The sequence below is a fragment of the Nitrospirota bacterium genome, from assembly GCA_016207905.1.
Classification (GTDB): domain Bacteria; phylum Nitrospirota; class Thermodesulfovibrionia; order Thermodesulfovibrionales; family JdFR-86; genus JACQZC01.
Window position 1 is genome coordinate 31,038 of the sequence record JACQZC010000001.1, and the last position, 21,691, is coordinate 52,728.

Here is a 21,691-nt window from a genome sequence, read left to right on the forward strand (position 1 = left end):
GATTTTAACATGGCAGAGGTAAACTTAGCAATAACCGCAAAGGACAATGCAACCAGCAAGCTCAGTGCTATAGAAAGGAGCATAGATAGTTTAGGCAAAGCATTCAATCACTTAAAAGAATCAAGTAGTGCTTCTAAGTATGTAGAAGCCTCAGTATTTGGTAACCCGAAATTCTTGGACTACATATTAAAACTTGCTCCAGCTGCTATCTCGATAATAGACCGTCTTCTGGAAAGGTTCAAGGATAATAAAGTTGAGGAAACTATTAAATCTATAGAGCCTGCTGTTTCAAAAATCAAAGATTTTAAGTCACCAGTGGAAGAACTGTCAGGTGCAATGAAGACGCTCATAGACCATCTTAAACCTGTTAAGGAGCATTTTGAAAGCATTAACAGGCTTATAGCAGAAATCAAAAAGCAAGAGAATGCTATGGCTATATTTAAAGATTTTCAAAAAGCCATAGAAGCCACCGGAGCCTATGTGGATTTCTCTGAGCTTGAAGGTGTAATCTTCAAACTCAAAGAGGAACTCTCCTACAGAACTGGATATGACCCAACTGCATTTGACAGCCTCGACGCCTCTGAAGCAATAAAGAAAATAAAGGAGCTTCATGAAAAGATTAAAGAGCCGATTTCTTTAAACCTTGACCCTGAGAATTTCTTTCACAACCTTCAGTCTGCATGGGATACTTTCAGGAATGTGCGAGAACGAATTATAACACCAATAGCATTAAGCCTCGATATGGTTATTAAATACATGACACTGGCATCTCCTATAAAGCCATTCTCAGAGGGCATTGAATATATAAGGTCAAAGATGGAGTCTCTGCCAATTGAAAGCACACATATCATAAGACATGATGTAAAGGCAGACAATGCAGTTAATCAGGGGCTAACTGTAAACTACAACCCCCAAATAACAATCAATACCCTCTCAAGCAATATAAGAGAGCTTGAAAGGGTTCTATCTGAAAGGCTTTCTTATGAAAGAGGAGAGCTATCGAGGACGCTTAAAAAGGTAGTTTCATGAATGACTGGCTCAAGGAAATCTCAATCAATGACCTGCCTGAGATATATCAGGAGGTTGCAAGGATTGTTGGTCTTGAAAACGCTGTGAGGCTTTCGGAAATCTTTAAGGGACAGGTTGTTTATTTCCCGATGCTTGAAAGCCTAATAAGGGCAAAGCGGGATGAGGCTATAAAGAGGGAGTTTAATGGCAAAAATTATAGGGAGCTTGCAAGGAAATATGGGATTTCGGGAAAACAATTAATAAGAATACTGACCGGAAAAGGCAGGTAGCAATCACATTTTCAGGGACATGTTTTTAAGACACATGTCTAAGACATGTGTTAGAAGACTTCCCCAAGTCCCATCTTTTAAACTCACCTCATGAAGGACGCAAGTATGGATGCCTTGGCAAAGCAGAAGTGTATTATCACACTGGAGGGGGTATGCCAACCAGTTAATTTTATGGGTGGCACGATTTTTGACTTGACAAAAGCACTTTGCAGTATGGTATAACAATGGCACTTGACACAGTGCTCGAACTATCGTAACTTATATTTAAAAGGGGATATTTATGAATGCTTCTTCTCTTGAGAAAGAGTTTAGATTTTATCTTGATAATCAGGCCGAGCTTGTAAAAAAATACAACGGCAAATTTGTTGTTATCAAGGATGCTCAGGTAATTGGGGCTTACGATTCTGAGGTTGAGGCTGTAGAAAAAACCTCAAAGACACATGCATTAGGGACCTTCCTTGTTCAAAAATGTGAACCGGGTACTGAGAGTTATACTCAGACTTATCATTCACGGGTAGTATTTGTTTAAATAATGCCCTTAAACCCATCTCCTCCGCCTCATAGCAGCTTTACTCAACACTATAAGAGAAGAACAAACATGCTTGTAACTCAAATTTTTATTTCACGCCCTTTTTTAGATAGCACACCCAAGACAGAAGTTGATGAAATAATAACCTGTAAAAAAGAATATATGGGGATTTGGGATACCGGCGCGACCAATTCTGTCATTTCACAAAAGGTCATCGATGAATGTGGGTTAAAACCAACTGGGATGACGCAAGTTCGTCATGCAGGTAGCGATACTCCGATTGATGTTGAGACCTATCTTGTAAGTATATTCCTTCCGAATAAGGTTATCATCACCGCTATAAGAGCGACTAAGGGTTATGCAGGGGAGTTTGACATCTTAATCGGTATGGATGTCATCAATCAGGGAGACTTCGCGATAACTCATCATACTGGGAACACAACATTTTCATTTAGACTCCCATCAAAAGAAAAGATAGATTTCGTTAAGCAGAGGCCCGAGCCTATTCATTCCACAAAAGTAAGCCGCAATGCGCCTTGCACCTGTGGTAGTGGCAAAAAGTATAAAAAATGTTGCGGTAAAAACATCTAAAAGCCCCTCCTTTACAGTGCCTCATGTAAGTTGCAGCAGACATTCCTTAGTCCTATCCTTAAAAGCCGACCCCTTTCAGGGACATGTTTTTAAGACACATGTCTTAGACATGTGTTAGAAGACTTTCATTAGTCCCTTTCTTTAAACTCTCTCTCATGAAGAGAAGAACCTTTGATGGATGGGCAATCACACAACTCAGGGAAAAGGCAATCTGCAGGGTTGAGAGGTCTATGACCTGCCTTCCTTTAAAAGGAGACCCGATTTGCAGGGCATGCTATGAGGGGGATACTTCACCCTCCCCCAACCCCTCCCATCAAGGGAGGGGAGATATATCAACCCTCTCCCCTTGCGGGAGAGGGAGAGGGTGAGGGGTAAATTCTATGCCAAGTAGAAAAATCGAAGACCTTAATTTAGTAGTTCGAGAGAAATGTAGACAGTTTATTTCTCTCTGCAAAGAAAAAGGCATAGATGTCATCATCACATCTACCTTAAGGACAGAGGCAGAACAGCTTGCTTTATTCAGTCAGGGAAGAAAAACACTTAAGGCAGTTAATGAATTAAGAAAGTCTGCTGGATTGCCACCAATCACTGAGAAGGAAAACAAAAGAAAAGTAACAGGGCTTCTTACATCTACACATCAGTTTGGGTGTGCATTTGATTGTGCAATAGGGGGGCAAAAGGGGATTACTTATGACATAAAGGCAGATATAAATAAAAACCATATTCCTGATTATGAGGAGATTGGAAGAATCGGTGAGTCCATAGGTTTAAGATGGGGAGGTCGTTTCAAATTCAAAGACTATGTTCATTTTGAATATACAGGAGGCATAACGCTTTCTGAATTAAAGGCAGGCAAAAGGCCTGAGGAGGTTTAAAATGAAAAACTGGAGAACCACTGTTTCAGGTTTAATAGGCTCGTTGGGAATATTAGTCCCAATATTTGGATTGCCTATGGAGTTGGGCAATGCCCTAACAACGGTTGGCATATTTTTCTTGGGAGTATTTTCTAAAGACAGTGCAGTAGTAGGTAAGGGGCTATAGTGGAACAGGAGCTTCTGAAGGCACTCATAAATGCAGGTGTGGGGGCGGTGATTGCCCTGATAATTCTTGTGGGGCTTTACAGAATCACAAGCAGGTTAGGGCTTAAATTCATCGAGGCACAGGAGGAGCAGGCAGGTGCCCTCATAAGGCAGGCTCAGTCCATGGAGGGGCTTACAAAGTCCATTCAGGATTTTGTTGGAAGGGATTCAGGAGAGCACAGAGAGATGCTTGTGCTTCTTAGGTTCATTGCACAACAACAGCAAGCATTCGAGGAGGTAAGGCTTGAACACAGAGAGCGTAAAGAACAGACGCATCCGCATTGCCCTGTTAAACCTTCTTAAGACAGAGTATCCCGGGGCATTGGACTTAAAGGCAATCCGTTTTGCATTAGACAACCTCGGCTATCCGATGCTTGAAGGAGCACTTGAGGCTCATTTGAGATACCTCGAGGAGAAAGGCTATGTGAGCCTTGAAAGAAAAAAAGGATTTGGCTTTGACATCGCATTTGCAGAGCTTACTGCAAAAGGCTGGGACCTTATAGATGGCTATCTTAGAGAAAGAGGTATCGATGAAAAGCTCTAAGAAGAAGCCTGCCCTTGAAGAAAAAATGCTAAGGGCACTCCTCAGACAGAAAAGGAAATACGAAATATACCTGAGCTCCAGAGCAGACATCTCAAAAAGCGACATTGCCAAAGAGAACGGAAAAATCAAAAAGGGTAAGAAGGATGAAAATAATGAGAAAGCTGAATTAGACCACAAGGCAGAGCATGCTTACACGCATATCATAAAAACCATCATAGAGCTTTCAAGAAAGCTCTCACTTTCCGAGGAAACCGACCCCGAGGAGATGAAGAGAAGGGCAGAGGAGATTTTAGAAAGTGAATTTGGCATTAAAAGAAATTAAAGTCCCGACCACCCACCCTTACTTAAGCATGGGGGAGACACAGTCTCCCCCATGCCCCCCCTCCAAAGAACTGAAGGCTTTGCCTTCTGCACAAACCACATTCGAGGGGACTCTTATTCTCCTTCCATATCAGCAAAGATGGGTCAATGATAAATCCCCTCTTAAAATCTGGCTTGCAGGAAGACAGGTCGGAAAATCCTTCTCGATTGCAATGGAGGCTATGACAGAGGCACTTGAAAGCAAATGCAATAATCTGATTCTCAGCTCCTCAGAAAGACAGTCTAAGGAGGTCATGCAAAAGGTTTATTCCTTTCTTAGATATTTCAAGGTTCGCTCTGATGAGATTATCAAGGCAGAAAGAGAAACAAAGGAAGAAGTCCAACTTCCAAATGGCTCTCGCATCATCTCACTTCCAGCAAACCCTGACACTGTGAGGGGCTTTTCAGGAAATGTCTTCCTCGATGAGTTTGCATTCCATAAAGACAGTAGGGAAATCTGGCGTGCAATGTATCCGACTGTTACAAGGGGCTATAAGGTGAGGGTTACATCAACACCAAATGGAAAACAGAATATGTTTTATGAGCTATGGAATTTAGGGGGACAAAAGGGGGATTTAGAAAAAGAAGGACAGGGAGGATTTTCTAAACACAAGACCGACATTTATGATGCTGTGGCTGAAGGGCTTAAGGTAGACATAGAGCAGTTAAGGCAGGGCATAGGAGACCCTGATTCATGGGCAGGTGAGTTTGAATGCCGGTTTGTGGATGAGGCAACTGCATTTATCACATACGAGATGATTACAAGCTGTGAGGATGAGGGAGCGACAAAGGAGATAACAAATCCCCCTATATCCCCCTTTACTAAAGGGGGACAGGAGGGGGATTACTTCCTCGGCGTTGACATTGGGCGTAAGCACGACCTCACAGTATTCTGGCTATGGGAAAAAGTAGGGGATGTTTTCTGGAGCAGAATGGTTAAGGAAATGAAAGGTGCGACATTTAAAGAGCAGAGGGATTTTCTTTTTTCACTAATGGAAGGGGGCTTTTCCCTGTCATTCCCGCCCCATCTGTCATTCCCGCTTGTCGGGAATCCTTCCGAAGAAGGATTGCGAACAAGTCGCAATGACAAAAAACAAGCCGGCATGACAGTGAGACGTTGTTGCATTGACTCCACAGGTCTTGGCATGCAACTCAGTGAGGAGGCAGTAGAGAGATTCGGCTCTCGTATAGAGGCAATTACATTTACAGGAAAGGTCAAGGAAGATTTAGCAATCACCATGAGAAGAAAATTCGAAGACCGTCAGGTTCGGATTCCCATAGATAAAAACATCAGGGATGACATCCATTCTGTAAAGAAATTCACTACTTCGGCAGGCAATATCAGGTTTGATGCAGAGAGAACAGAGCAGGGTCATTCGGATAGGTTCTGGGCATCCTCTCTGGGGATTCATGCAGGTCAGATGCCTGAGGAAGCCATATCTTACGAATCCCTTTCAAAAAGAAGTTTTCTTAAGGAGCTGATATGAAAAAAGACAAACCCATTCTCGATGAGATTGGCATTATAACCGTAAGAAACAGATATTCGTCCTATCCATCACAGGGACTCACGCCCGAAAAGCTTGCACTGATTTTCAAAGAGGCTGATTTGGGAGATGTGGGAAGACAGGCAGAGCTATTTGAAGAGATGGAGGAAAAAGACGCTCATCTCGGCTCTGTCATGCAGACAAGAAAGCTTGCAGTTTCAGGACTTGGTTGGGAGATTATATCTGCATCTAAAGACAAAGAAGACGAAAAGATTGCAGGATTCATAAAAGAGGCTCTCACATGGTGTGAGAACTGGGACTCTGCATTGCTCGATATGCTCGATGCAATCGGAAAAGGATTTTCTGTCTCAGAAATCATGTGGGAGATTGTAGATGAAAGGTGTTGGCTTAAAGAGCTTAAGTGGAGACATCAGAAGAGATTCACATTTATCTCAAATCTCAAATCTCAAATCTCAATCTCTGACATCCCTCGCCTTCTCACAGACTCAGAGCCTGTTTATGGAGAAGACCTCGTCCCGAATAAATTCGTTGTCCATAAATACCGTGCAAGAAGCGGTATTACGCCAAGGGCTGGAATCTTGAGACCCTGTGCCTATATGTATCTATTCAAGAATTACTCAATCAAAGACTGGCTCATATTCAATGAGAGGTTTGCAATGCCAATGAGGATTGGAAAATTCTCCTCGTCCACATCGGAGGCAGATAGAAGGGTTTTAAAGAATGCAGTCTATAACTTAGGTGCCGATGCAGCCGCAGTTATATCGGATTCGACTGTTATAGAGATGATCGAGTCTGCAGGAAAAGTGCCATCTGCAGAGATATACGAAAGGCTTATCAGGGTTTGCGATTCGTCAATGTCAAAGGCAGTCTTAGGACAGACCCTTACAACAGAGCAGACCTCTGGAACATATGCAACTGCAAAGGTCCATCAGACCGTAAGGCAGGACATACTTGAGGCAGATGCAAAGGCACTTCAAAGGACGATTCAGATGCAGGTCATTCGTCCTCTAATCGAGTATAACTTTGGCATAGACAAAAGTCTTCCTGTTTTCAAGTTCCATTATGAGGAGGGCAAAGACCTCAAGGCACTGGCAGAGACCTATGGCGTCCTTGTGAGGGATATGGGCTTCGATGGAATACCAAAGTCCCATATATATCAGAGATTCGGAATCCCCATGCCTGAAAATGGTGAGGAGACAGTAAAGGGAGAGATTAAATGAGAGTTAGCCTGACAGTTAGGGTTGATGCCTTAGAGGCAATGGCGGCACTTGGAAGTATCAAAGAGCGGATAAAGGACATGAGCCCAGCTATGCAAAGGGTAGCGAGTATTATGCAGTCTTCGGTAGAGAAAAACTTTGATGCCGAAGGAAGACCTAAATGGCATCCCCTTCATCCCCTGACGATACGGGATAGGATGAGACAGGGCTACTGGCCCGGCAAGATTCTGCACAGAACCGGAGCCCTCAGGGCATCTATCGCTCAATATTTTGACAGTCGGAGGGCAGGTGTTGGCACAAACCTTAAATACGCTGCAGTACATCAGTACGGAGAACTTACGAGTATCAAAGGAAGAAGGGCTCTTATCCCTGCAAGACCCTTTTTAAAACTAACGGATGAGGAGATGGGCGAGATTACCAATGTGATTAACGATTACTTATTAGGAGGTCTTAAATGATTTCTGAGCTTTTAAATTTGAAATCCGAGATTACAGGTATTCCATCCGAGATTCAGGTTTTACCATTAGGCTCTCATAAGACAGACAAAGGGGACTTTATCCTCGATAAGGAATCCGCAGGTGCAATCATCGAAGATTTCAACTCTCATCAAAACGACATGGTCATTGACTATGAGCATCAGACGCTAAGTGGTAAAGAGGCACCTGCCGCAGGATGGATTAAGGGGCTTGTAAATAAAGGCAAGGATGGGGTGTGGGCAATAGTTGAATGGACTGAGAGGGCAAGGGAGTATCTCAAGAATCGTGAATACAGATATCTCAGCCCTGTATTTTTGAAAAGGCTTTCAGATAACAAGATAGTCAGGCTTATCAATGCAGGATTGACAAACCAGCCGGCAATAGATGGAATGGTTCCTATAGTAAATAAGGATTCCGAACAAGTCGGAATAACAGAAATAAGAAAGGAGGTTTCTATGGAGAAACTACTTGAGGTATTGGGACTGAATCCCGATACAACCGAGGATTCTGCAATCTCTGTAGTTCAGACACTGAAGTCTCAGATAAAAGAAATCTCGGATTTCAAATCTAAGATTCAGAGTGCCCTTGGACTTAATGCGGATGCAACCCTTTCAGAAGTCACAGGCACAGTCATGGCTATGAAGCAGTCTCAGAGGTATGCAGATGACCTCGTGAAAAGGGTCTCGGAGCTTGAGACTCAGCTCAGAAAGAGGGATGCCGATGAGCTTGTAACTCAGGCAATGAAAGAAGGTAAGGTTACTCCTGCACAGAAAGACTGGGCAATGGATTATGCAGAAACAGACATTGAAGGGTTCAAGGTCTTTGTCTCAAAGGCACCTATAGTCATTGACACATTTGAGTATGCAGGCGAAGACATGCCCGGAGATGGCATCTCAATCGATGAGATTCAGATTCAGGTGAACAAAACACTCGGAGTTTCCGAGGAGACATTTAAAAAACACAATAAATAGTTTTGTCATTCTGGCTTGGCCTACTTCGCCGAAGTGGCTACGAAGGCTGAATCCAGAATCCTTCTTAGGAAGGATTCCCGACAAGCGGGAATGACGGAAAAAAAAGAAAAGGAGGAAATATGTCTGCATTAACAGCTGACAGGAAAACACCTTATAGAGAAGACATTACATACTCTATAGGTGTGGCAGGAGCGTCTAAGATTTTCGCAGGCTCGATAGTTGCCATTAACTCCTCAGGTTATGCCGTGCCTGCCTCAGATACGGCAGGGCTGAGGGTTATAGGCAGGGCTGAGGAGCAAGTGGACAACTCCGCAGGTGCAAACGGAGACAAGTCTGTGCTTGTCAGGAAAGGGGTATATAAGGTTGCGAGCTCAGGGCTAACGATTGCAGATGTTGGCAAGGTTGCCTTAGTCTCTGATGACCAGACAATCTCAATACTGGATACCACGAACAACATCGTTGCTGGTGTCATAGAAGCAATTGACTCTGCAACTGAAGCTTGGGTGAGACTTGGGCTTTCAATCGGAGTAAGGGTTGTGAAGACAAGCCTAAGCTATAAGGCGGTTGCCGTAACCGTTGCCGCATCTGCAACATCGGGCTCAAGTGCAGCAGATGCTGATCTTGAAGGTGGCGAGATTCTCGGCATCTACTCCACAGGCAACCAAGACCAGCTAATTGACAGCGTAGTGCGGAATGCAGATGGCTCTGTAACTGTAACACTTGCTGTAGCTGCAGTTGCAAATAACACATTCAAAGTCGTTGTCCTTAGGGCAACAGGATAAGGAGGAAACCATGATAATCAATCAAGCATCGCTAAGTGCAATCTACAAGAGCTTTAAGACAATCTTCAATGAGGCTTTTACAGGTATAGAGCCACTCTTCGCAAAGGTGGCTATGGTTGTTCCATCATCAGTAAGAGAGGAGACATATGCATGGCTTGGCGCATTCCCCAAGATGCGTGAGTGGGTAGGAGAAAGATTTATTAAGAATCTTTCTTTGAATACTTATAACATCAAGAACAAAGACTGGGAAGTCACTATCGAGCTTGACAGAAACGACATCGAGGACGACAGCATTGGTGTCTATAAGCCAATCATAGCAGAATTAGGTAGGTCTGCGGCACAGCACCCAGATGAACTCGTATTCAGCCTTCTTTCGCAAGGGTTTCAAACCTCTTGCTATGACGGACAGTATTTCTTTGACACAGACCATCCGGTTGGAAGTGGCAGTGTCTCAAACTATGGAGGTGGCGCAGGCACAGGGTGGTATCTCTTAGATGTAGGAAGGGCAATAAAGCCCCTTATATTCCAATCGAGAAGGGATGTGGAGTTTGTCTCAAAAGATATGCCTGACGATGAGCATGTCTTTATGAGAAAGAAATATATCTATGGAGTAGACAGAAGGGATAATGCAGGGTTTGGCTTATGGCAGATGGCTTATGCCAGCAAGGATACCCTTAATGCCACAAACTATGGAAACGCCCGCTCTGCCATGCTTTCGTTTAAAGACGAAGAGGGAAAGCCACTGGGCATTATGCCAAACCTCCTCGTTGTCCCCCCAACTCTCGAAGGTGCAGCACGGGAGATTCTTATGAATGAGCGTGATGCCTCGGGTGCAACCAACAAATGGAGAAACACAGCAGAGCTTCTGGTTTCACCGTGGTTAGCATAAAAACCTGTAAGGGGGACTTGTGTCCCCCTTACATATCCCCCTGCGGGGTCTAAAAAAAGACAAGATGCTGAATCCCGAAGCATCGGGACAGCATGACATAAGAAAGGACAATTAAATTGTCATACTCAACACTCGCTGACATAAAAAAGCTCATCCCAGAAGAAACACTCATTCAGCTTACTGACGATGAGGGATTGGGTGTTGTCAATCAAACTCGGATTGACGAGGCAATAAAGGGTGCTGACTCCGAGATAGACTCCTACTGTGGAGGGCGGTATAAAGTTCCGCTCTCCACGGTCCCTGATATTGTAAAAAAACTTTCTATTGACATTGCAATCTATAACCTTTACTCACGAAGGGTAGAGGAAATACCGCAAACAAGGGCAGAGCGATATAAGAATGCAATCAGACAGTTAGAGGCAATATCTAAAGGCGTAGTCTCTCTGGGCATTGACCCTCAACCCTCTGCAAGCATTGATGGAAGGGCAGAGACGAATAAGGAGACAGATGAGAATGTCTTTTCAAGGGATAAACTGGAAGGATTTTAAAGGAGGTTTTTATGGGACTTAAAGAGATAGTATCAGCAGGTGATATGGCTAAGAAGCTAAGTAATGCATGTCTTACCATGAATAGCATCAATAATACTTATAAACCTGATTATGAAGAGCTTTTAAGTGCAATTCATCAGTCCATTGGTGCAGGCAAGACACTAAGCACCCTGACAGATGACGAGGTTAATACCTTCTTTTTTAAGGGGCTTGGCGATTTACAGGCAGTAGCAGATGCACAGGTAATTCTCATGGAATGGGAAAAGAACATACTTGCATTGAGCAAAAGCGTGGCAGTCTTGCCTGCGAATAATATATGAGCATGAGTAGGGAAGGGTAAATGTCAATAGCACTTCCTAAAATAGCTGACTGTGCGATTGCATCAGGGCTTGAGAAGGTCTATACTGTTGTTAAGCCCACCTGCATAAGACTCAGTAGAAACGACATAATACCTTTAATGACCTCTGACACAACGCCTTCTCCTTATGTAATTTCGGCAAGCGAATATTTAGGTGACAACTATAGACCCTATATGGCTTTCGATAACAATAGCGATTCTATTTGGCATACTAAGGGAACATCAAGCCCATGGTGGATAAAGGTTGATTTAGGAGTTGATAATGGAAAAGTTGTAATTGGATATACGATTAAACAGCAAATAGATAACCCAACAAGAGCCCCTAAGATTTGGGAATTTCAAGGCTCAAACAATGACACTGATTGGATAGTTTTGGACGGACAAAATCAAATAAATTGGATAAATACAAAAAGAACTTATATTTTCGCTAACAGCACAAGCTATAGATATTATAGGCTCTACATTACAGCTAATAACGGAGACACTTACTTAACGATTAGTGAAATTGAATTTCTTCAATATCCAACTACCTCCCCTTCTATTGAATCCCTATGGGTGGCAATTCCCTACAACACACTCGGCACAAATCCATTAAGTCTTTTTGAAAACTCCTTTGGAGGAACAGGCTTACTTAAATACCAATATGCCTTAAATAACGGTGCATATAATGGCACATGGCTTACACTATCAGAGCTTAATACTGCCCTTTCAGGTGCAATTATAACAGACTATACGAATTCTCTGAGGCTCAAGGCACAGTTCATAAGTAATGGCTCAGAGCAGGCAGAGCTGATTATTGCAGGTGAGTTGATGGCAAGTGGCTATATCGCAAACTACTACCTTCCGCTTGAGCCTACTGACATCTCAACCGAGTATGAGGTGGTGGAGATATGAGAATCTTACCCACCCACCCACCCTTTTTAGGTAAAGGGGACAGAGCCCCCTTTGACCCTTCTTATTGTCATTCCGACTTGTTCCTTACTTGTCATTCTGGCTTGTCCCTCTGTCATGCCGACTTGTTCGGCATCTTTCTGAAGAAGGATTCCCGACAAGCGGGAATGACAGAGGGGGCAGGAATGACAGAGGGGATTGGGGACGAAGTCCACAAAATAATATCTCCTCTCCCCTTGTGGGAGAGGATTAAGGTGAGGGGGATTATATGGCACTTAAATCATTGACATTTACCAAAGGCGATAAGCGCATCTTACGCATTCAGGTAAAAGAAAACGGCACTCCTAAAAATATCACTGGCATGACTTTTAAATTCGGAGTGAAGGAAAACCTTGCAGATGCCTCTTATAAAATAGGTCCTGTAACAGGCGTAATAGACGATGTCTCACAGGGGCATGTCTCATTTACATTTAATGTTGGAACAAATGTTTTCTCAGGTGTCTATGAAGTGGCAATGTATGATGCAGCAGAAAACAGAACGACCTTAACCCCTGCCGGAGGATTATCCTTCAGGGCGATGGAGAATATAATTGATTAAAAAAAACAACAAAAGTCACCCTCCCTCAATCCCTCCCGTCAAGGGAGGGAAGACATTGAAAGAACTCTCTCTGCCAATGGAGAAGATATATATAATCCCCTCTCCCCTTGCGGGAGAGGGCGAGGGTGAGGGGGAATATAATTGATTAAAGAGGAATTAAGTTATGGACTTTGAACAAATAGAAGACAAGCTCATCGAGACCCTTAAGAGTATTCCTTATCTTAAGACAGTCGAGACCTATGCAGGTCAGCTTGAGGCTGAAATCGAAAGCCTTCCTATCAGGTTTCCTGCCTGCTATGTTGTCTATGGAGGCTCTAACTTCGATTGGCTCGATGGTCCAAATCATCAGGAGACAGTGGATTTCACCGTGCTTGTTGCAGGTAAAAACCTAAGAGGCAGTTCATCTCTAAGAAAAGATTCAGGTGGTGCATACGACCTTATAAACGATGTCACTGCCACCCTCACGAATAAGAATTTCGATTTAGACATAGAGAGGCTTAAGCCTATGAAGGTCGCATTGGTCTTTATATCAAAGACAGTGGCTGTTTATGGAATAGATTTTCAAACGAGTTTTGATGGGACATACGATTGGTAAAGGATTGTCATTCTGGCTTGTCCCTCTGTCATGCCGACTTGTTCGGCATCTTTCTTGGGAAGGATTCCCGACAAGCGGGAATGACGAAACTGTAAGGAGGATATATGAAGGTTAAGGCAAAGATAACGACAATCCATCCGAAGTATGGGCAGGTCAATGAGGGCGATGTAATTGACATCGAGGAGAGAGATTTCGGTGAGGAAATCTTTGAAAAAATGGGAATCCGTCCCGATTCATTCGGGATGAAGAAAAAAAAGGAGGAATAAAAAATGGGTGTATCAGGTCCAGAAATCAAGGCAGGAGTTAAGAAGGCATCCGCATGGGCAACACCGGTTGCCTGTGGAGCAAATAACGGAGTGCTTCTTACAGGAGATAATCTTAAAAAGGCAATTGAGTCTATCCTTGACGATTCATTAGGCATGCCTTTTTCAGAGCAGAGGGACATGGGTCAGGTTAAAGTGGAAGGCTCTCTCAATGCCTTTATGAGGTATGATGGCTTAGACACCTTGATTGCCCTCGCAATGGGCGCAACAGGCGGAGCACCTACACAGCAAGGGACAACGACTGCATATGCACAGAAGTTTACACTATCAGATATTCTCGATGGTCTTTTTGCAACGGTAGCCATAAACAAGAAGGTCAATGTCTTTGAGTATCCGTCTGTGAAGGTCTCAGGTTGGACATTGAGGGCAGAGATGGGCAAGCCTGTTGAGATTGACTTTGATGTCATCGCTGACAATGAGGACTTCAACTCCTCTATCAACAACCTTACGAGCTTTGCCAATGTAACATACTTTGAGAAGGAAAACCGCATTCTCATGTCTCAAGGTGTATTCAGGCTCAATGATAAATCAGGAGCCGCACTTGCAGATGGAGATAAGGTCTATCCATCAGGCTTTGAACTTTCATATAAAAGGAAGGTGACAGGTGCATATATCGTTGGTCAGAGTAACAGGATAGATGAGCCACAGACAGATGGACTTCCAGAGGTCAAGCTCAAGCTCACATTCCCAAGATATACTGCAACTACATACCTAAGTGCATTAGGCTCTGATACGAGAAAGAAAATGGATATAGTATTCACAGGCTCTTTGATTGAGGCAACATACTATAGGACATTTAAGCTTCAGTTTCCTCACCTTGCCCTTTTGAATGCCGAGGCAGTAACAGACAAAGGACAGGTCAAGCATCCGCTTGAGTTTGAATGTCTTGCCACTCCAACGGCACCAACGGGAATGACAGGCATACTCAAGCCATTTCAGGTGGATGTGATAAACAGGCAGAGTTCAAATGTTCTTTCATAAGGATGATAGAGGCCCCCTCACCCCTTTCTATGGAGGAGAACTTTTTGAGTTTCTATTCCTCGAGGGAAGGGCTGAGGGGAGGGGTATATCATGGCAGAGGTAAAAAAAGCTATATAAAGAAGTCCAAGACCATATGCCCAGTAGGAAGAAAATATGAGTTCAATTGACAACATAGATAACAACGCGGCGACTGTAAGTAAAATCCATTTAAATTCTTTGAAGAATTCCCTAAATAAATCTTTTGGCTCCATAGAAAGGAGTATATCATGGCAGAAGTGAACTTAGCAATAATAGCAAAAGAGAATATAACCAGCACGTTCAGTGCTATAGAAAAGAGCACACATAGTTTAGGCAAGGCATTTGATTACTTAAAAGAATCAAGCAGTGCTTTAAAATATGCAGAAGCCTCAGTGTTTGCTGATCCAAAGTTTTGGTTAAATCTTGCTTTTTATATAGGCACGGCAATAAAGGCTCTCTGGGAACTACGGAAGGAAAACCAGATTGAAAAAACAGCAAAGTCTATAGAGTCAGCTGTTTCACAAGTCAAAGATTTAAAGTCACCAGTAGAAGAACTGTCAGGTGCAATGAAAATACTCCTTGAATATCTTAAGCCTGTTAAGGAGCATTTTGAAAGCATTAATTCTCTTATATCCGAGATAAAGCGTTACGAAAATTTTATTTCCGATCAAAAGAGAGATTTAAAGAATGCTCTATTTACGCCAGACTTTTCAGAACTCGAAGGTATAATTGCCACCGCTAAAAAAGAACTGTCTTACCGAACTGGATATGAACCAACTGCATTTGACGGACTCGACACCCCTAAAGCAATAAAGGCAATTGAGGAGCTTCATGAAAAGATTAAAGAGCCGATTTCTTTAAACCTTGACCCTGAGAATTTCTTTCACAACCTTCAGTCTGCATGGGATACTTTCAGGAATGTGCGAGAACGAATTATAACACCAATAGCATTAAGCCTCGATACATACATAAAAGAAAAGATGTTCTCTTTGCCCTCTGAGACAAGACACACTGTAAGGGTTGATAGAGCAATAGCAGAGAAGGGCAGTAAAGGAAACATCAACTTTTCTCCAACCATAAACATCTACGGTACAGAAGGTAAAAGTGGAAGGACATTAGCAGAGGAGATAGAAAGCGTTCTTGCCCAAAGATGGAGGTCAGACCGCTCTGAATTGAAAAGGGCGATTTCATAAAAAACAAAGGAGGCATTGTGGAAATAAGTGGATTAAAAGATGACTATCATGTGTGGGTTTCATTCATGGATGCAGAGGTTTTTATGCGTTATGTCTCGATAGATGAATTAAGACAGATTCTAAAGAAGGCAACTAAAACCTCATGGGACAGAAAGCATCAGAAGGCAGATGAGCTTGACCCTGTAGAGGCAAACAGGCTTCTGGGCAGGGCATGTGTCCGAGACTGGAAGGGCATCACCATGGAGGGCAAGGAATATCCTTATAGCCCTGAGAACTGTGATTTTCTTATGAGCAAATGGATGGAGTTTTCAAGGTTTGTCAATGAGACCTGCACAGACCTTCAGGCTCTTCAAGATGCCGAGAAAGAGAGAAAAACAAAAAACTCCTTGCTCACATCCGGGCAAGACGAGACTATCCGGGTGTGAGCTGTGAGCAATGCAGGGACATCGAGGAGAAAGATGGGGTCATACCACCTTGTAAACCCTCTCCCCTTGCGGTTCAGAGAGATATTAAAATCCCCTCTCCCCTTGCGGGAGAGGGTGAGGGTGAGGGGGGCTGTCCCATTCCTCCTCTTACCCCTGATGAGCAGAGGATTCTTGAGATGAGGAGCTTACTTGTAAGCCTTGCAGAGCTTCATATAGGAGGAGAGATTTTGAGGATGTATGGGGCAACGAAGGAGGATTTGGAGATGCTGGCAATAGTGGAAGAGGAGCTTAAGGAGAATAAGCAAGCATGAATGCAATCATGAATGCAAGAAGACCTATTCCAGTGAGTATAAAATATAATTTTAAATATATCCTCATAGCTAAATTATGGGAGGTTTTATGGCAGAAGTCAAGCTAATAATAAGTGCAGAAGATAAATTTTCTACTATCTTTGATAAATGCAAAACACATTGGTTTGGTATGACAGCGGCTATAACAGCATCGCTCGGGACAGTTTATAAAGCAATTGATTTTGCAAAGCTTGGCGCCTCGGCACTTCAGGCAGAAGAATCTTTTAAAAATGTCACTTCGGCATATAGAGTTCATGCCGATATGATGCTCCAAAAAATGAAGGAGATTTCGGCAGGGATATTGGATAACTCGGAATTGATGCAAAGGGCGGTTAGATCCCTTCAACAAGGCTTATCGCAGACACAGATAGTCCAACTACTTGAAGTCGCCCGTTCCTCTGCAAGGGTGGCTGGCATAGACATCGCTTCTGCATTTGACCAAATAACGACTGCAACTGCAAATCAAACAACAAGAGGACTCAAATCACTCGGCATCGTTATAGACCAAGGTAATGCTTTCAAAGAGTATGCCAAAAGCATAGGCAAGTCTGCCGACCAATTAACAGAGCTTGAACAATCACAGGCATTGGCTAATTTGGCAATTATAGAGGGACAACGGCAGATGAAGGCAATGGGGGAGATTGCAATAAATGCTAATGAAGCTATTCAAAAAATATCTTCACAGTGGCATGAAATTAAAGAAAAAACAGGCAAAGAAATACTCACTACATTTGAAAATCTATGGAAGGTTTTAAAGGCTTTTCCCGAAGGAGTTATAGGTTATTTTAAAAATCTCCGAACTGAAATGGATAAGACAAAGGATTCGGCAGTGGAACTAACAGATCCCAGCCCATGGCAAAAATTTTGGATATTTATGGGTGAATTTGGACAAAATATACTTTATACTTTCGAAGGTATTTTTAATTCTTTAGGCGATATTATAAGTTTATTTGTGATGGATTTTATAGCTGTATTTCAAGGCATTTGGGATATGCTTAAGGGTATCGGTAATTTACTAATTGGAATTTTCACTCTTGATGTTGATAAAATCAAAAAGAGCTTCAAGGAAGTAATAGAAGATACACCGCAACGATTTTTTGAAAGAACAAATCGTAATTATGAAGCATTCAGCAAGGGCATCTATGACACATGGACCACGACCGCAGAAAATATGCAATCTACTTTTGACAATGCTTACAGTAATATTAGAGAGAAAGCAAAACTCCCGCCCCCTTATACCCCTGACCCCGCCCCCATCAAGACCTTAACCGATGTTTTTGGCGCCCTCGGCACATCGGCATCTACTGCAAAGACCGAAATCAAAGGTGTTGCTGAGGCAGTAGCAGACCTTAGTATGTTTGAGCCAAAGACTGAGACTGTTGGAGGCGTTACTCTTATTTCAGCCCCAACCGCAGGCTATGAAGATTACGCAAAAAAATGGCAAAAAGACATGGGGATATTGCCTCAACCAAAAACGCTATTGGATATTAAGACAGAATACATGGGTATTGTCTCTGAAATTCAAAAAATTCAATTAGCAGGCGGAGTCTCTCTCGGAGATGTAACGCATCTCAAAGAACTCCAAGATAAACTCTCAGGCATCAGTACAGAGCTTGAGAGACTTGCCGAGCCTCAACGATTACTGGAAAGTTTTCCTACCGCAATTAAAGACCTCGATGAAAAATTCGCAGCACTTGGAAGCACTACAATTGCAGGGGTTATAACTGGAATCGATGATCTTCAAACTGCAATTAACAAAGACAAAACAATCCATATTTCAAATGAAGCAGGACTTCAGAGAATAAGAGATGTGAAAAACGCAATCGGCGAACTCAAAGACAAAACCATAACCATTACGGTAAATGCAGTTGGGATACAGGAATCAATCGCAAAAGATATAGCAACAGGTAGAAGTCCAATCCCTGAGGCTCTCGCTAAATGATTAAATCCTCCTATAAAAACATCCTTGAGACAGGAACGGTAAGTCTATCCGCAGGAACTGAGGATTCAAACTATCCCCTTTACCGTCTTTATGATAGGAATATAGGAAGATTTTTCAAGACAACCTCGGCTATAACAACCGAGATAAAAATAGACCAGGGTAGTTCACCACAGGCAGTTGACAGGCTTCTAATCCCTTCAGGGCATAACCTTAATGGTATGACATTGGATATTAAATATTCAGACGATGATATTACATACACGCCTGCTATTTCACAGTGGACAGGTGCATCAGGGCTTATTGATAAGTCATGGGCATCTATAACAAAAAGATATTGGAAGTTCATAATCACGACTCCTGCCTCTATTCCCCAAATTGCAGAGCTTTTTTTGACTCAAACATATGAATGGGAAAGGAATCCATCTCGTCCCGGAGAACACCTTGACCCACTGTTTAATATAGAGCGTGAGGAGTCATTTGGAGGTCAGGTAAGGTTTCTTATAAAAGGAGACCCTCGGAAACAGAGGTTCTATCATGTCAGATGTGTAGGCGAGACACAGAAAAACAATATTCTTACTCTTAATGATGTATGGAGTGGTGGAAAACCATTTTGGTTTTATGACCATGAGGGAAATTGGCTCTTCGGAGAGCTTAAAAATCCAATAAACATAAAGGAGGTTTCATATCAGAAATATGATTTTGATTTTGAGTTTATGGAGGTAATTCCATGATTTGTCGTGACAGAATAAAAAACTAAAAAGGAGATAAAAAATGGCAAATGTAATTTACAATTCATTCAAGAAAAAGATAGCGGATGGTAACATTGACCTTGACACAGACACAATCAAGGTCTTACTCGTAACCTCTGCTTATGTGCCTGACCAGGACCTTCACGATTTCAAAGACGATGTAACGAATGAAATCACAGGCACAGGTTACACAGCAGGAGGACAGGCATTGGCAAATAAGACCGTTACTCAGGACAACACAAATAATAAGGCAGTATTCGATGCAGATGATGTTGTCTGGGCAAGCTCATCTTTAACAGCGAGAGGGGCTGTGATTTACAAAGACACTGGCACTGCCGGAACATCACCCTTGATTGCCTATATCGATTTTTCTGCGGATAAAACATCCTCAAATGGAAACTTCACGATTCAATGGAATGCATCGGGAATTCTAAGCCTTAGCTAAGGACAGAGAGGGTCATTCCCGCTTGTCCCTCTGTCATGCCGACTTGTTCGGCATCTTTCTTCGGAAGGATTCCCGACAAGCGGGAATGACATAGAAATGACAGAAAAAAGGAGGCAATATGAAAGTCAAACATGCATTTCAGAGTGGCTTAACAGATGGCAGTGATACTGCTGTAGTTAGGCCCTCTAATTGGAATGCAGACCATGCGATTACATTCAGAGGGGCGCTTGTTGGCAAGTCAGGCAATGTAAGCTTACCTGCAAGTGCATGGAGCACAATAGCCTATGACACAGAGGTATATGATACAGACAATATTCATGACAATGCTACAAACAATTCAAGGCTTACGGTTCCCTCTGGAGTTACGAAAGTAAGATTAACCTCTGTAGGTGCATTTACCGCAACGGGCTTTACTTTTGCATGTCGCCTAATTAAAAATGGCACTACGGTTATCTGTTGCAGTTTAACAGATGCACCAGTAGCCCCCGGTGGAGAAGGGCCACCATATTCTCTTGTATCACCTGTAATAGAAGTAGCCGCAGGAGATTATTTCGAGTTTCAACTTAATATGAATAATGCAAGAGACCTTGCGGCAACCTCATCGGTTCATGGTCCAACACAGTTTGGAATGGAGATAATAAATTAACTTTAACTGTCATGCCGACTTGTTCGGCATCTTTCTGAAGAAGGATTCCCGACAAGCGGGAATGACAGGTAAGGAGAGTTAAGGTGGCATTTCAGCCAAGTGCATTTCAAAACAATGCTTTTCAGGTAAGCACGAATATAACGATTCTGCCTGATGTGCTTGTCCTTATATCTGCAAGCCATGACCCTACAATCTGCCTCGATGTTGTCCTAACACCCTCTGTTCAGGCGCTCACGCTTGAGCAGTACTCTCCATTTGTTATTGCAGGCGTCTCTGAAACTATAATACCTGCTTCATCGAATATCTTGATTGAGCTTTATGGGGTAACAGTTCCTCAGAATGAGGCACGCATAATTCCTGAGACCTTGAGCCTCGTGTTTAATGAGCAGTCTCCTGATGTCCTCTCGGACAATATACTCACACCAGAGGCACTTAGCATCTTACTCGATATTTATCAGACATCGGTCCTGACAGAGATAAAAATAACCCCTGAAACCGAGAATATTTTAATCCTTCTTCATGCACCTTTTATTAAAATAACCAATGTTGAAGAAATCAAGCAAAAGCCCTACCTTAAGCCCATCTATCTAATTGAGATTACACTCAAAAACAATGGTCCCACTCTTTATCTTTCGGACAGAAACATTCAAGTTAGCTCCCTACTCTACGAAGACTATCTAAGTAGTCTTTCAGGCATAGAGGATGAACTCAGGCGTGCTGATTCAGGGGCTTTGAATTCAGATATCACGTTAGATTTTAAAAACGACAAGTGGCGAGCTTATACCTATCTCATAGAGGCAGGAGACACTTATCCATTTGAGGGTGCAGAGTGTGTGATCAAAGAGACATATCTCGATGCAGGCAATAACCCCATTGGCATAGAGACTGTGTTTAAGGGAGTCTTAGATGAGCCATATGACATAGACCTCATGTCCTTTAAGGCAAAGGCATCGAGCATGCTCTATGCAAAAGACAGATTGTGGAAGCAGGATGTGATTGACACAATCACTTATCCAAATGCCTATGAGGATGTTGGAAGATACGAGCCAATCGTTTATGGGAAAGACATTCGCATCCCAGCCCTTCGTATAGACTGGGGGGCAAAGACAACACTTAAGGTAGATATTAGTTCGGATGCAGTAAGCCTCGAGCTATCCGATGGAAGTAGATTTCCCGCATCAGGCAGTATATGGGTCGATGGCGAAAAAATGGGCTATGTTTCTAAATCGGGAAATGTTTTAAATAACCTTCTAAGAGAGCAGGCAGGTGGCACACCCAAAACCTCTCATAGGGCTGGTGCAGAGGCATGGGAACATAAGACACAGTATGACAGTATTTTAGCTGGACATGAGCTTCACAGTGTTGGAGACATCTATGCAGAGATAGGC

31 protein-coding genes are annotated in these 21,691 nt (G+C 42.8%); 30 read left to right on the plus strand and 1 reads right to left on the minus strand.

What is annotated here, in order from left to right; genetic code table 11:
* Positions 1–9 precede the first annotated feature (9 nt).
* The 23 genes from HY805_00210 to HY805_00320 all read left to right on the plus strand — a co-directional run bounded on the left by HY805_00210 (position 10) and on the right by HY805_00320 (position 14,535).
* A complete protein-coding gene (locus HY805_00210; GenBank protein MBI4822644.1) occupies positions 10–1,029 on the plus strand; it encodes a hypothetical protein in 1,020 nt (339 codons plus the stop codon).
* Positions 1,026–1,298, plus strand: a complete 273-nt coding sequence (locus tag HY805_00215) for a hypothetical protein (protein MBI4822645.1) — start codon at positions 1,026–1,028, stop codon at positions 1,296–1,298. Before HY805_00210 ends, HY805_00215 begins: the two co-directional genes overlap by 4 nt.
* Positions 1,299–1,578: 280 nt before the next feature.
* On the plus strand, positions 1,579–1,827 hold the full coding sequence (locus tag HY805_00220) for a hypothetical protein (protein ID MBI4822646.1): 249 nt from the start codon (positions 1,579–1,581) through the stop codon (positions 1,825–1,827).
* Positions 1,828–1,896: 69 nt separating this feature from the next.
* Entirely contained in the window at positions 1,897–2,418 is a 522-nt protein-coding gene (locus tag HY805_00225; protein MBI4822647.1) for an SEC-C domain-containing protein, read from the plus strand.
* A gap of 380 nt (positions 2,419–2,798) precedes the next feature.
* The gene (locus HY805_00230) at positions 2,799–3,293 is read left to right on the plus strand and encodes a M15 family metallopeptidase (GenBank protein ID MBI4822648.1); all 495 of its coding nucleotides are present in this window, start codon (positions 2,799–2,801) and stop codon (positions 3,291–3,293) included.
* Between the two features lies 1 nt (position 3,294).
* Positions 3,295–3,459, plus strand: a complete 165-nt coding sequence (locus HY805_00235; GenBank protein ID MBI4822649.1) for a hypothetical protein — start codon at positions 3,295–3,297, stop codon at positions 3,457–3,459.
* A complete protein-coding gene (locus tag HY805_00240; GenBank protein ID MBI4822650.1) occupies positions 3,459–3,800 on the plus strand; it encodes a hypothetical protein in 342 nt (113 codons plus the stop codon). Before HY805_00235 ends, HY805_00240 begins: the two co-directional genes overlap by 1 nt.
* Positions 3,742–4,041: a hypothetical protein gene (locus HY805_00245; GenBank protein MBI4822651.1), complete on the plus strand. Its 300-nt coding sequence runs from the start codon at positions 3,742–3,744 to the stop codon at positions 4,039–4,041. Before HY805_00240 ends, HY805_00245 begins: the two co-directional genes overlap by 59 nt.
* Positions 4,028–4,363, plus strand: coding sequence for a hypothetical protein (locus HY805_00250; protein MBI4822652.1), 336 nt, complete (start codon positions 4,028–4,030; stop codon positions 4,361–4,363). The genes HY805_00245 and HY805_00250 overlap by 14 nt, the downstream gene beginning before the upstream one ends.
* Positions 4,364–4,442: 79 nt before the next feature.
* Positions 4,443–5,888, plus strand: coding sequence for a hypothetical protein (locus HY805_00255; GenBank protein ID MBI4822653.1), 1,446 nt, complete (start codon positions 4,443–4,445; stop codon positions 5,886–5,888).
* Positions 5,885–7,126 (plus strand): DUF935 domain-containing protein, encoded by a 1,242-nt coding sequence (locus tag HY805_00260; GenBank protein ID MBI4822654.1) that lies wholly within the window; start codon positions 5,885–5,887, stop codon positions 7,124–7,126. The genes HY805_00255 and HY805_00260 overlap by 4 nt, the downstream gene beginning before the upstream one ends.
* Positions 7,123–7,581 carry a phage virion morphogenesis protein gene (locus HY805_00265; protein MBI4822655.1) on the plus strand — a complete coding sequence of 153 codons (459 nt, stop codon included), beginning with the start codon at positions 7,123–7,125 and terminating at the stop codon, positions 7,579–7,581. Before HY805_00260 ends, HY805_00265 begins: the two co-directional genes overlap by 4 nt.
* Positions 7,578–8,570, plus strand: coding sequence for a phage protease (locus HY805_00270; protein MBI4822656.1), 993 nt, complete (start codon positions 7,578–7,580; stop codon positions 8,568–8,570). The genes HY805_00265 and HY805_00270 overlap by 4 nt, the downstream gene beginning before the upstream one ends.
* A 119-nt stretch (positions 8,571–8,689) precedes the next feature.
* Complete coding sequence (locus HY805_00275) at positions 8,690–9,352, plus strand: hypothetical protein (protein MBI4822657.1); 663 nt, start codon at positions 8,690–8,692, stop codon at positions 9,350–9,352.
* Between the two features lie 10 nt (positions 9,353–9,362).
* On the plus strand, positions 9,363–10,241 hold the full coding sequence (locus HY805_00280) for a Mu-like prophage major head subunit gpT family protein (protein ID MBI4822658.1): 879 nt from the start codon (positions 9,363–9,365) through the stop codon (positions 10,239–10,241).
* Between the two features lie 116 nt (positions 10,242–10,357).
* Complete coding sequence (locus HY805_00285; protein ID MBI4822659.1) at positions 10,358–10,789, plus strand: DUF1320 domain-containing protein; 432 nt, start codon at positions 10,358–10,360, stop codon at positions 10,787–10,789.
* Positions 10,790–10,800: 11 nt separating this feature from the next.
* Positions 10,801–11,109, plus strand: a complete 309-nt coding sequence (locus HY805_00290) for a hypothetical protein (protein ID MBI4822660.1) — start codon at positions 10,801–10,803, stop codon at positions 11,107–11,109.
* Between the two features lie 20 nt (positions 11,110–11,129).
* Positions 11,130–12,041, plus strand: coding sequence for a discoidin domain-containing protein (locus HY805_00295; protein MBI4822661.1), 912 nt, complete (start codon positions 11,130–11,132; stop codon positions 12,039–12,041).
* Between the two features lie 265 nt (positions 12,042–12,306).
* On the plus strand, positions 12,307–12,636 hold the full coding sequence (locus tag HY805_00300; protein MBI4822662.1) for a BppU family phage baseplate upper protein: 330 nt from the start codon (positions 12,307–12,309) through the stop codon (positions 12,634–12,636).
* Entirely contained in the window at positions 12,629–12,781 is a 153-nt protein-coding gene (locus HY805_00305; protein MBI4822663.1) for a hypothetical protein, read from the plus strand. The genes HY805_00300 and HY805_00305 overlap by 8 nt, the downstream gene beginning before the upstream one ends.
* A gap of 18 nt (positions 12,782–12,799) precedes the next feature.
* Positions 12,800–13,231: a DUF1834 family protein gene (locus tag HY805_00310; protein ID MBI4822664.1), complete on the plus strand. Its 432-nt coding sequence runs from the start codon at positions 12,800–12,802 to the stop codon at positions 13,229–13,231.
* 104 nt (positions 13,232–13,335) lie between these two features.
* Positions 13,336–13,497, plus strand: a complete 162-nt coding sequence (locus HY805_00315; GenBank protein MBI4822665.1) for a hypothetical protein — start codon at positions 13,336–13,338, stop codon at positions 13,495–13,497.
* A gap of 3 nt (positions 13,498–13,500) precedes the next feature.
* A complete protein-coding gene (locus HY805_00320) occupies positions 13,501–14,535 on the plus strand; it encodes a hypothetical protein (protein MBI4822666.1) in 1,035 nt (344 codons plus the stop codon).
* A gap of 17 nt (positions 14,536–14,552) precedes the next feature.
* Here HY805_00320 and HY805_00325 read toward each other — a convergent pair whose 3' ends face one another.
* Positions 14,553–14,786 carry a hypothetical protein gene (locus tag HY805_00325; protein MBI4822667.1) on the minus strand — a complete coding sequence of 78 codons (234 nt, stop codon included), beginning with the start codon at positions 14,784–14,786 and terminating at the stop codon, positions 14,553–14,555.
* Positions 14,787–14,801: 15 nt separating this feature from the next.
* Here HY805_00325 and HY805_00330 point away from each other — a divergent pair, with 15 nt between their 5' ends.
* The 7 genes from HY805_00330 to HY805_00360 form a co-directional block, all read left to right on the plus strand.
* Positions 14,802–15,746, plus strand: coding sequence for a hypothetical protein (locus tag HY805_00330; GenBank protein ID MBI4822668.1), 945 nt, complete (start codon positions 14,802–14,804; stop codon positions 15,744–15,746).
* Positions 15,747–15,763: 17 nt separating this feature from the next.
* Complete coding sequence (locus HY805_00335) at positions 15,764–16,171, plus strand: hypothetical protein (GenBank protein ID MBI4822669.1); 408 nt, start codon at positions 15,764–15,766, stop codon at positions 16,169–16,171.
* A 399-nt stretch (positions 16,172–16,570) separates the two neighbouring features.
* Positions 16,571–18,463: a hypothetical protein gene (locus HY805_00340; protein MBI4822670.1), complete on the plus strand. Its 1,893-nt coding sequence runs from the start codon at positions 16,571–16,573 to the stop codon at positions 18,461–18,463.
* The gene (locus tag HY805_00345) at positions 18,460–19,194 is read left to right on the plus strand and encodes a hypothetical protein (GenBank protein MBI4822671.1); all 735 of its coding nucleotides are present in this window, start codon (positions 18,460–18,462) and stop codon (positions 19,192–19,194) included. The genes HY805_00340 and HY805_00345 overlap by 4 nt, the downstream gene beginning before the upstream one ends.
* Before the next feature lie 40 nt (positions 19,195–19,234).
* Positions 19,235–19,657: a hypothetical protein gene (locus HY805_00350; GenBank protein MBI4822672.1), complete on the plus strand. Its 423-nt coding sequence runs from the start codon at positions 19,235–19,237 to the stop codon at positions 19,655–19,657.
* 118 nt (positions 19,658–19,775) lie between these two features.
* Positions 19,776–20,303 (plus strand): hypothetical protein, encoded by a 528-nt coding sequence (locus HY805_00355; GenBank protein MBI4822673.1) that lies wholly within the window; start codon positions 19,776–19,778, stop codon positions 20,301–20,303.
* Positions 20,304–20,386: 83 nt separating this feature from the next.
* The coding region (locus HY805_00360) for a hypothetical protein (GenBank protein MBI4822674.1) at positions 20,387–21,691 on the plus strand (1,305 nt) is incomplete at its 3' end.

Excerpts from the sequence above, each read along its gene's own strand:
- HY805_00210 (MBI4822644.1), top strand. The coding sequence starts at position 10 with ATGGCAGAGGTAAACTTAGCAATAACCGCAAAGGACAATGCAACCAGC.
- HY805_00215 (MBI4822645.1), top strand. The coding sequence starts at position 1,026 with ATGAATGACTGGCTCAAGGAAATCTCAATCAATGACCTGCCTGAGATA.
- HY805_00220 (MBI4822646.1), top strand. The coding sequence starts at position 1,579 with ATGAATGCTTCTTCTCTTGAGAAAGAGTTTAGATTTTATCTTGATAAT.
- HY805_00225 (MBI4822647.1), top strand. The coding sequence starts at position 1,897 with ATGCTTGTAACTCAAATTTTTATTTCACGCCCTTTTTTAGATAGCACA.
- HY805_00230 (MBI4822648.1), top strand. The coding sequence starts at position 2,799 with ATGCCAAGTAGAAAAATCGAAGACCTTAATTTAGTAGTTCGAGAGAAA.
- HY805_00235 (MBI4822649.1), top strand. The coding sequence starts at position 3,295 with ATGAAAAACTGGAGAACCACTGTTTCAGGTTTAATAGGCTCGTTGGGA.
- HY805_00250 (MBI4822652.1), top strand. The coding sequence starts at position 4,028 with ATGAAAAGCTCTAAGAAGAAGCCTGCCCTTGAAGAAAAAATGCTAAGG.
- HY805_00260 (MBI4822654.1), top strand. The coding sequence starts at position 5,885 with ATGAAAAAAGACAAACCCATTCTCGATGAGATTGGCATTATAACCGTA.
- HY805_00265 (MBI4822655.1), top strand. The coding sequence starts at position 7,123 with ATGAGAGTTAGCCTGACAGTTAGGGTTGATGCCTTAGAGGCAATGGCG.
- HY805_00270 (MBI4822656.1), top strand. The coding sequence starts at position 7,578 with ATGATTTCTGAGCTTTTAAATTTGAAATCCGAGATTACAGGTATTCCA.
- HY805_00275 (MBI4822657.1), top strand. The coding sequence starts at position 8,690 with ATGTCTGCATTAACAGCTGACAGGAAAACACCTTATAGAGAAGACATT.
- HY805_00280 (MBI4822658.1), top strand. The coding sequence starts at position 9,363 with ATGATAATCAATCAAGCATCGCTAAGTGCAATCTACAAGAGCTTTAAG.
- HY805_00290 (MBI4822660.1), top strand. The coding sequence starts at position 10,801 with ATGGGACTTAAAGAGATAGTATCAGCAGGTGATATGGCTAAGAAGCTA.
- HY805_00295 (MBI4822661.1), top strand. The coding sequence starts at position 11,130 with ATGTCAATAGCACTTCCTAAAATAGCTGACTGTGCGATTGCATCAGGG.
- HY805_00300 (MBI4822662.1), top strand. The coding sequence starts at position 12,307 with ATGGCACTTAAATCATTGACATTTACCAAAGGCGATAAGCGCATCTTA.
- HY805_00310 (MBI4822664.1), top strand. The coding sequence starts at position 12,800 with ATGGACTTTGAACAAATAGAAGACAAGCTCATCGAGACCCTTAAGAGT.
- HY805_00315 (MBI4822665.1), top strand. The coding sequence starts at position 13,336 with ATGAAGGTTAAGGCAAAGATAACGACAATCCATCCGAAGTATGGGCAG.
- HY805_00320 (MBI4822666.1), top strand. The coding sequence starts at position 13,501 with ATGGGTGTATCAGGTCCAGAAATCAAGGCAGGAGTTAAGAAGGCATCC.
- HY805_00325 (MBI4822667.1), bottom strand. The coding sequence starts at position 14,786 with ATGGAGCCAAAAGATTTATTTAGGGAATTCTTCAAAGAATTTAAATGG.
- HY805_00330 (MBI4822668.1), top strand. The coding sequence starts at position 14,802 with ATGGCAGAAGTGAACTTAGCAATAATAGCAAAAGAGAATATAACCAGC.
- HY805_00340 (MBI4822670.1), top strand. The coding sequence starts at position 16,571 with ATGGCAGAAGTCAAGCTAATAATAAGTGCAGAAGATAAATTTTCTACT.
- HY805_00345 (MBI4822671.1), top strand. The coding sequence starts at position 18,460 with ATGATTAAATCCTCCTATAAAAACATCCTTGAGACAGGAACGGTAAGT.
- HY805_00350 (MBI4822672.1), top strand. The coding sequence starts at position 19,235 with ATGGCAAATGTAATTTACAATTCATTCAAGAAAAAGATAGCGGATGGT.
- HY805_00355 (MBI4822673.1), top strand. The coding sequence starts at position 19,776 with ATGAAAGTCAAACATGCATTTCAGAGTGGCTTAACAGATGGCAGTGAT.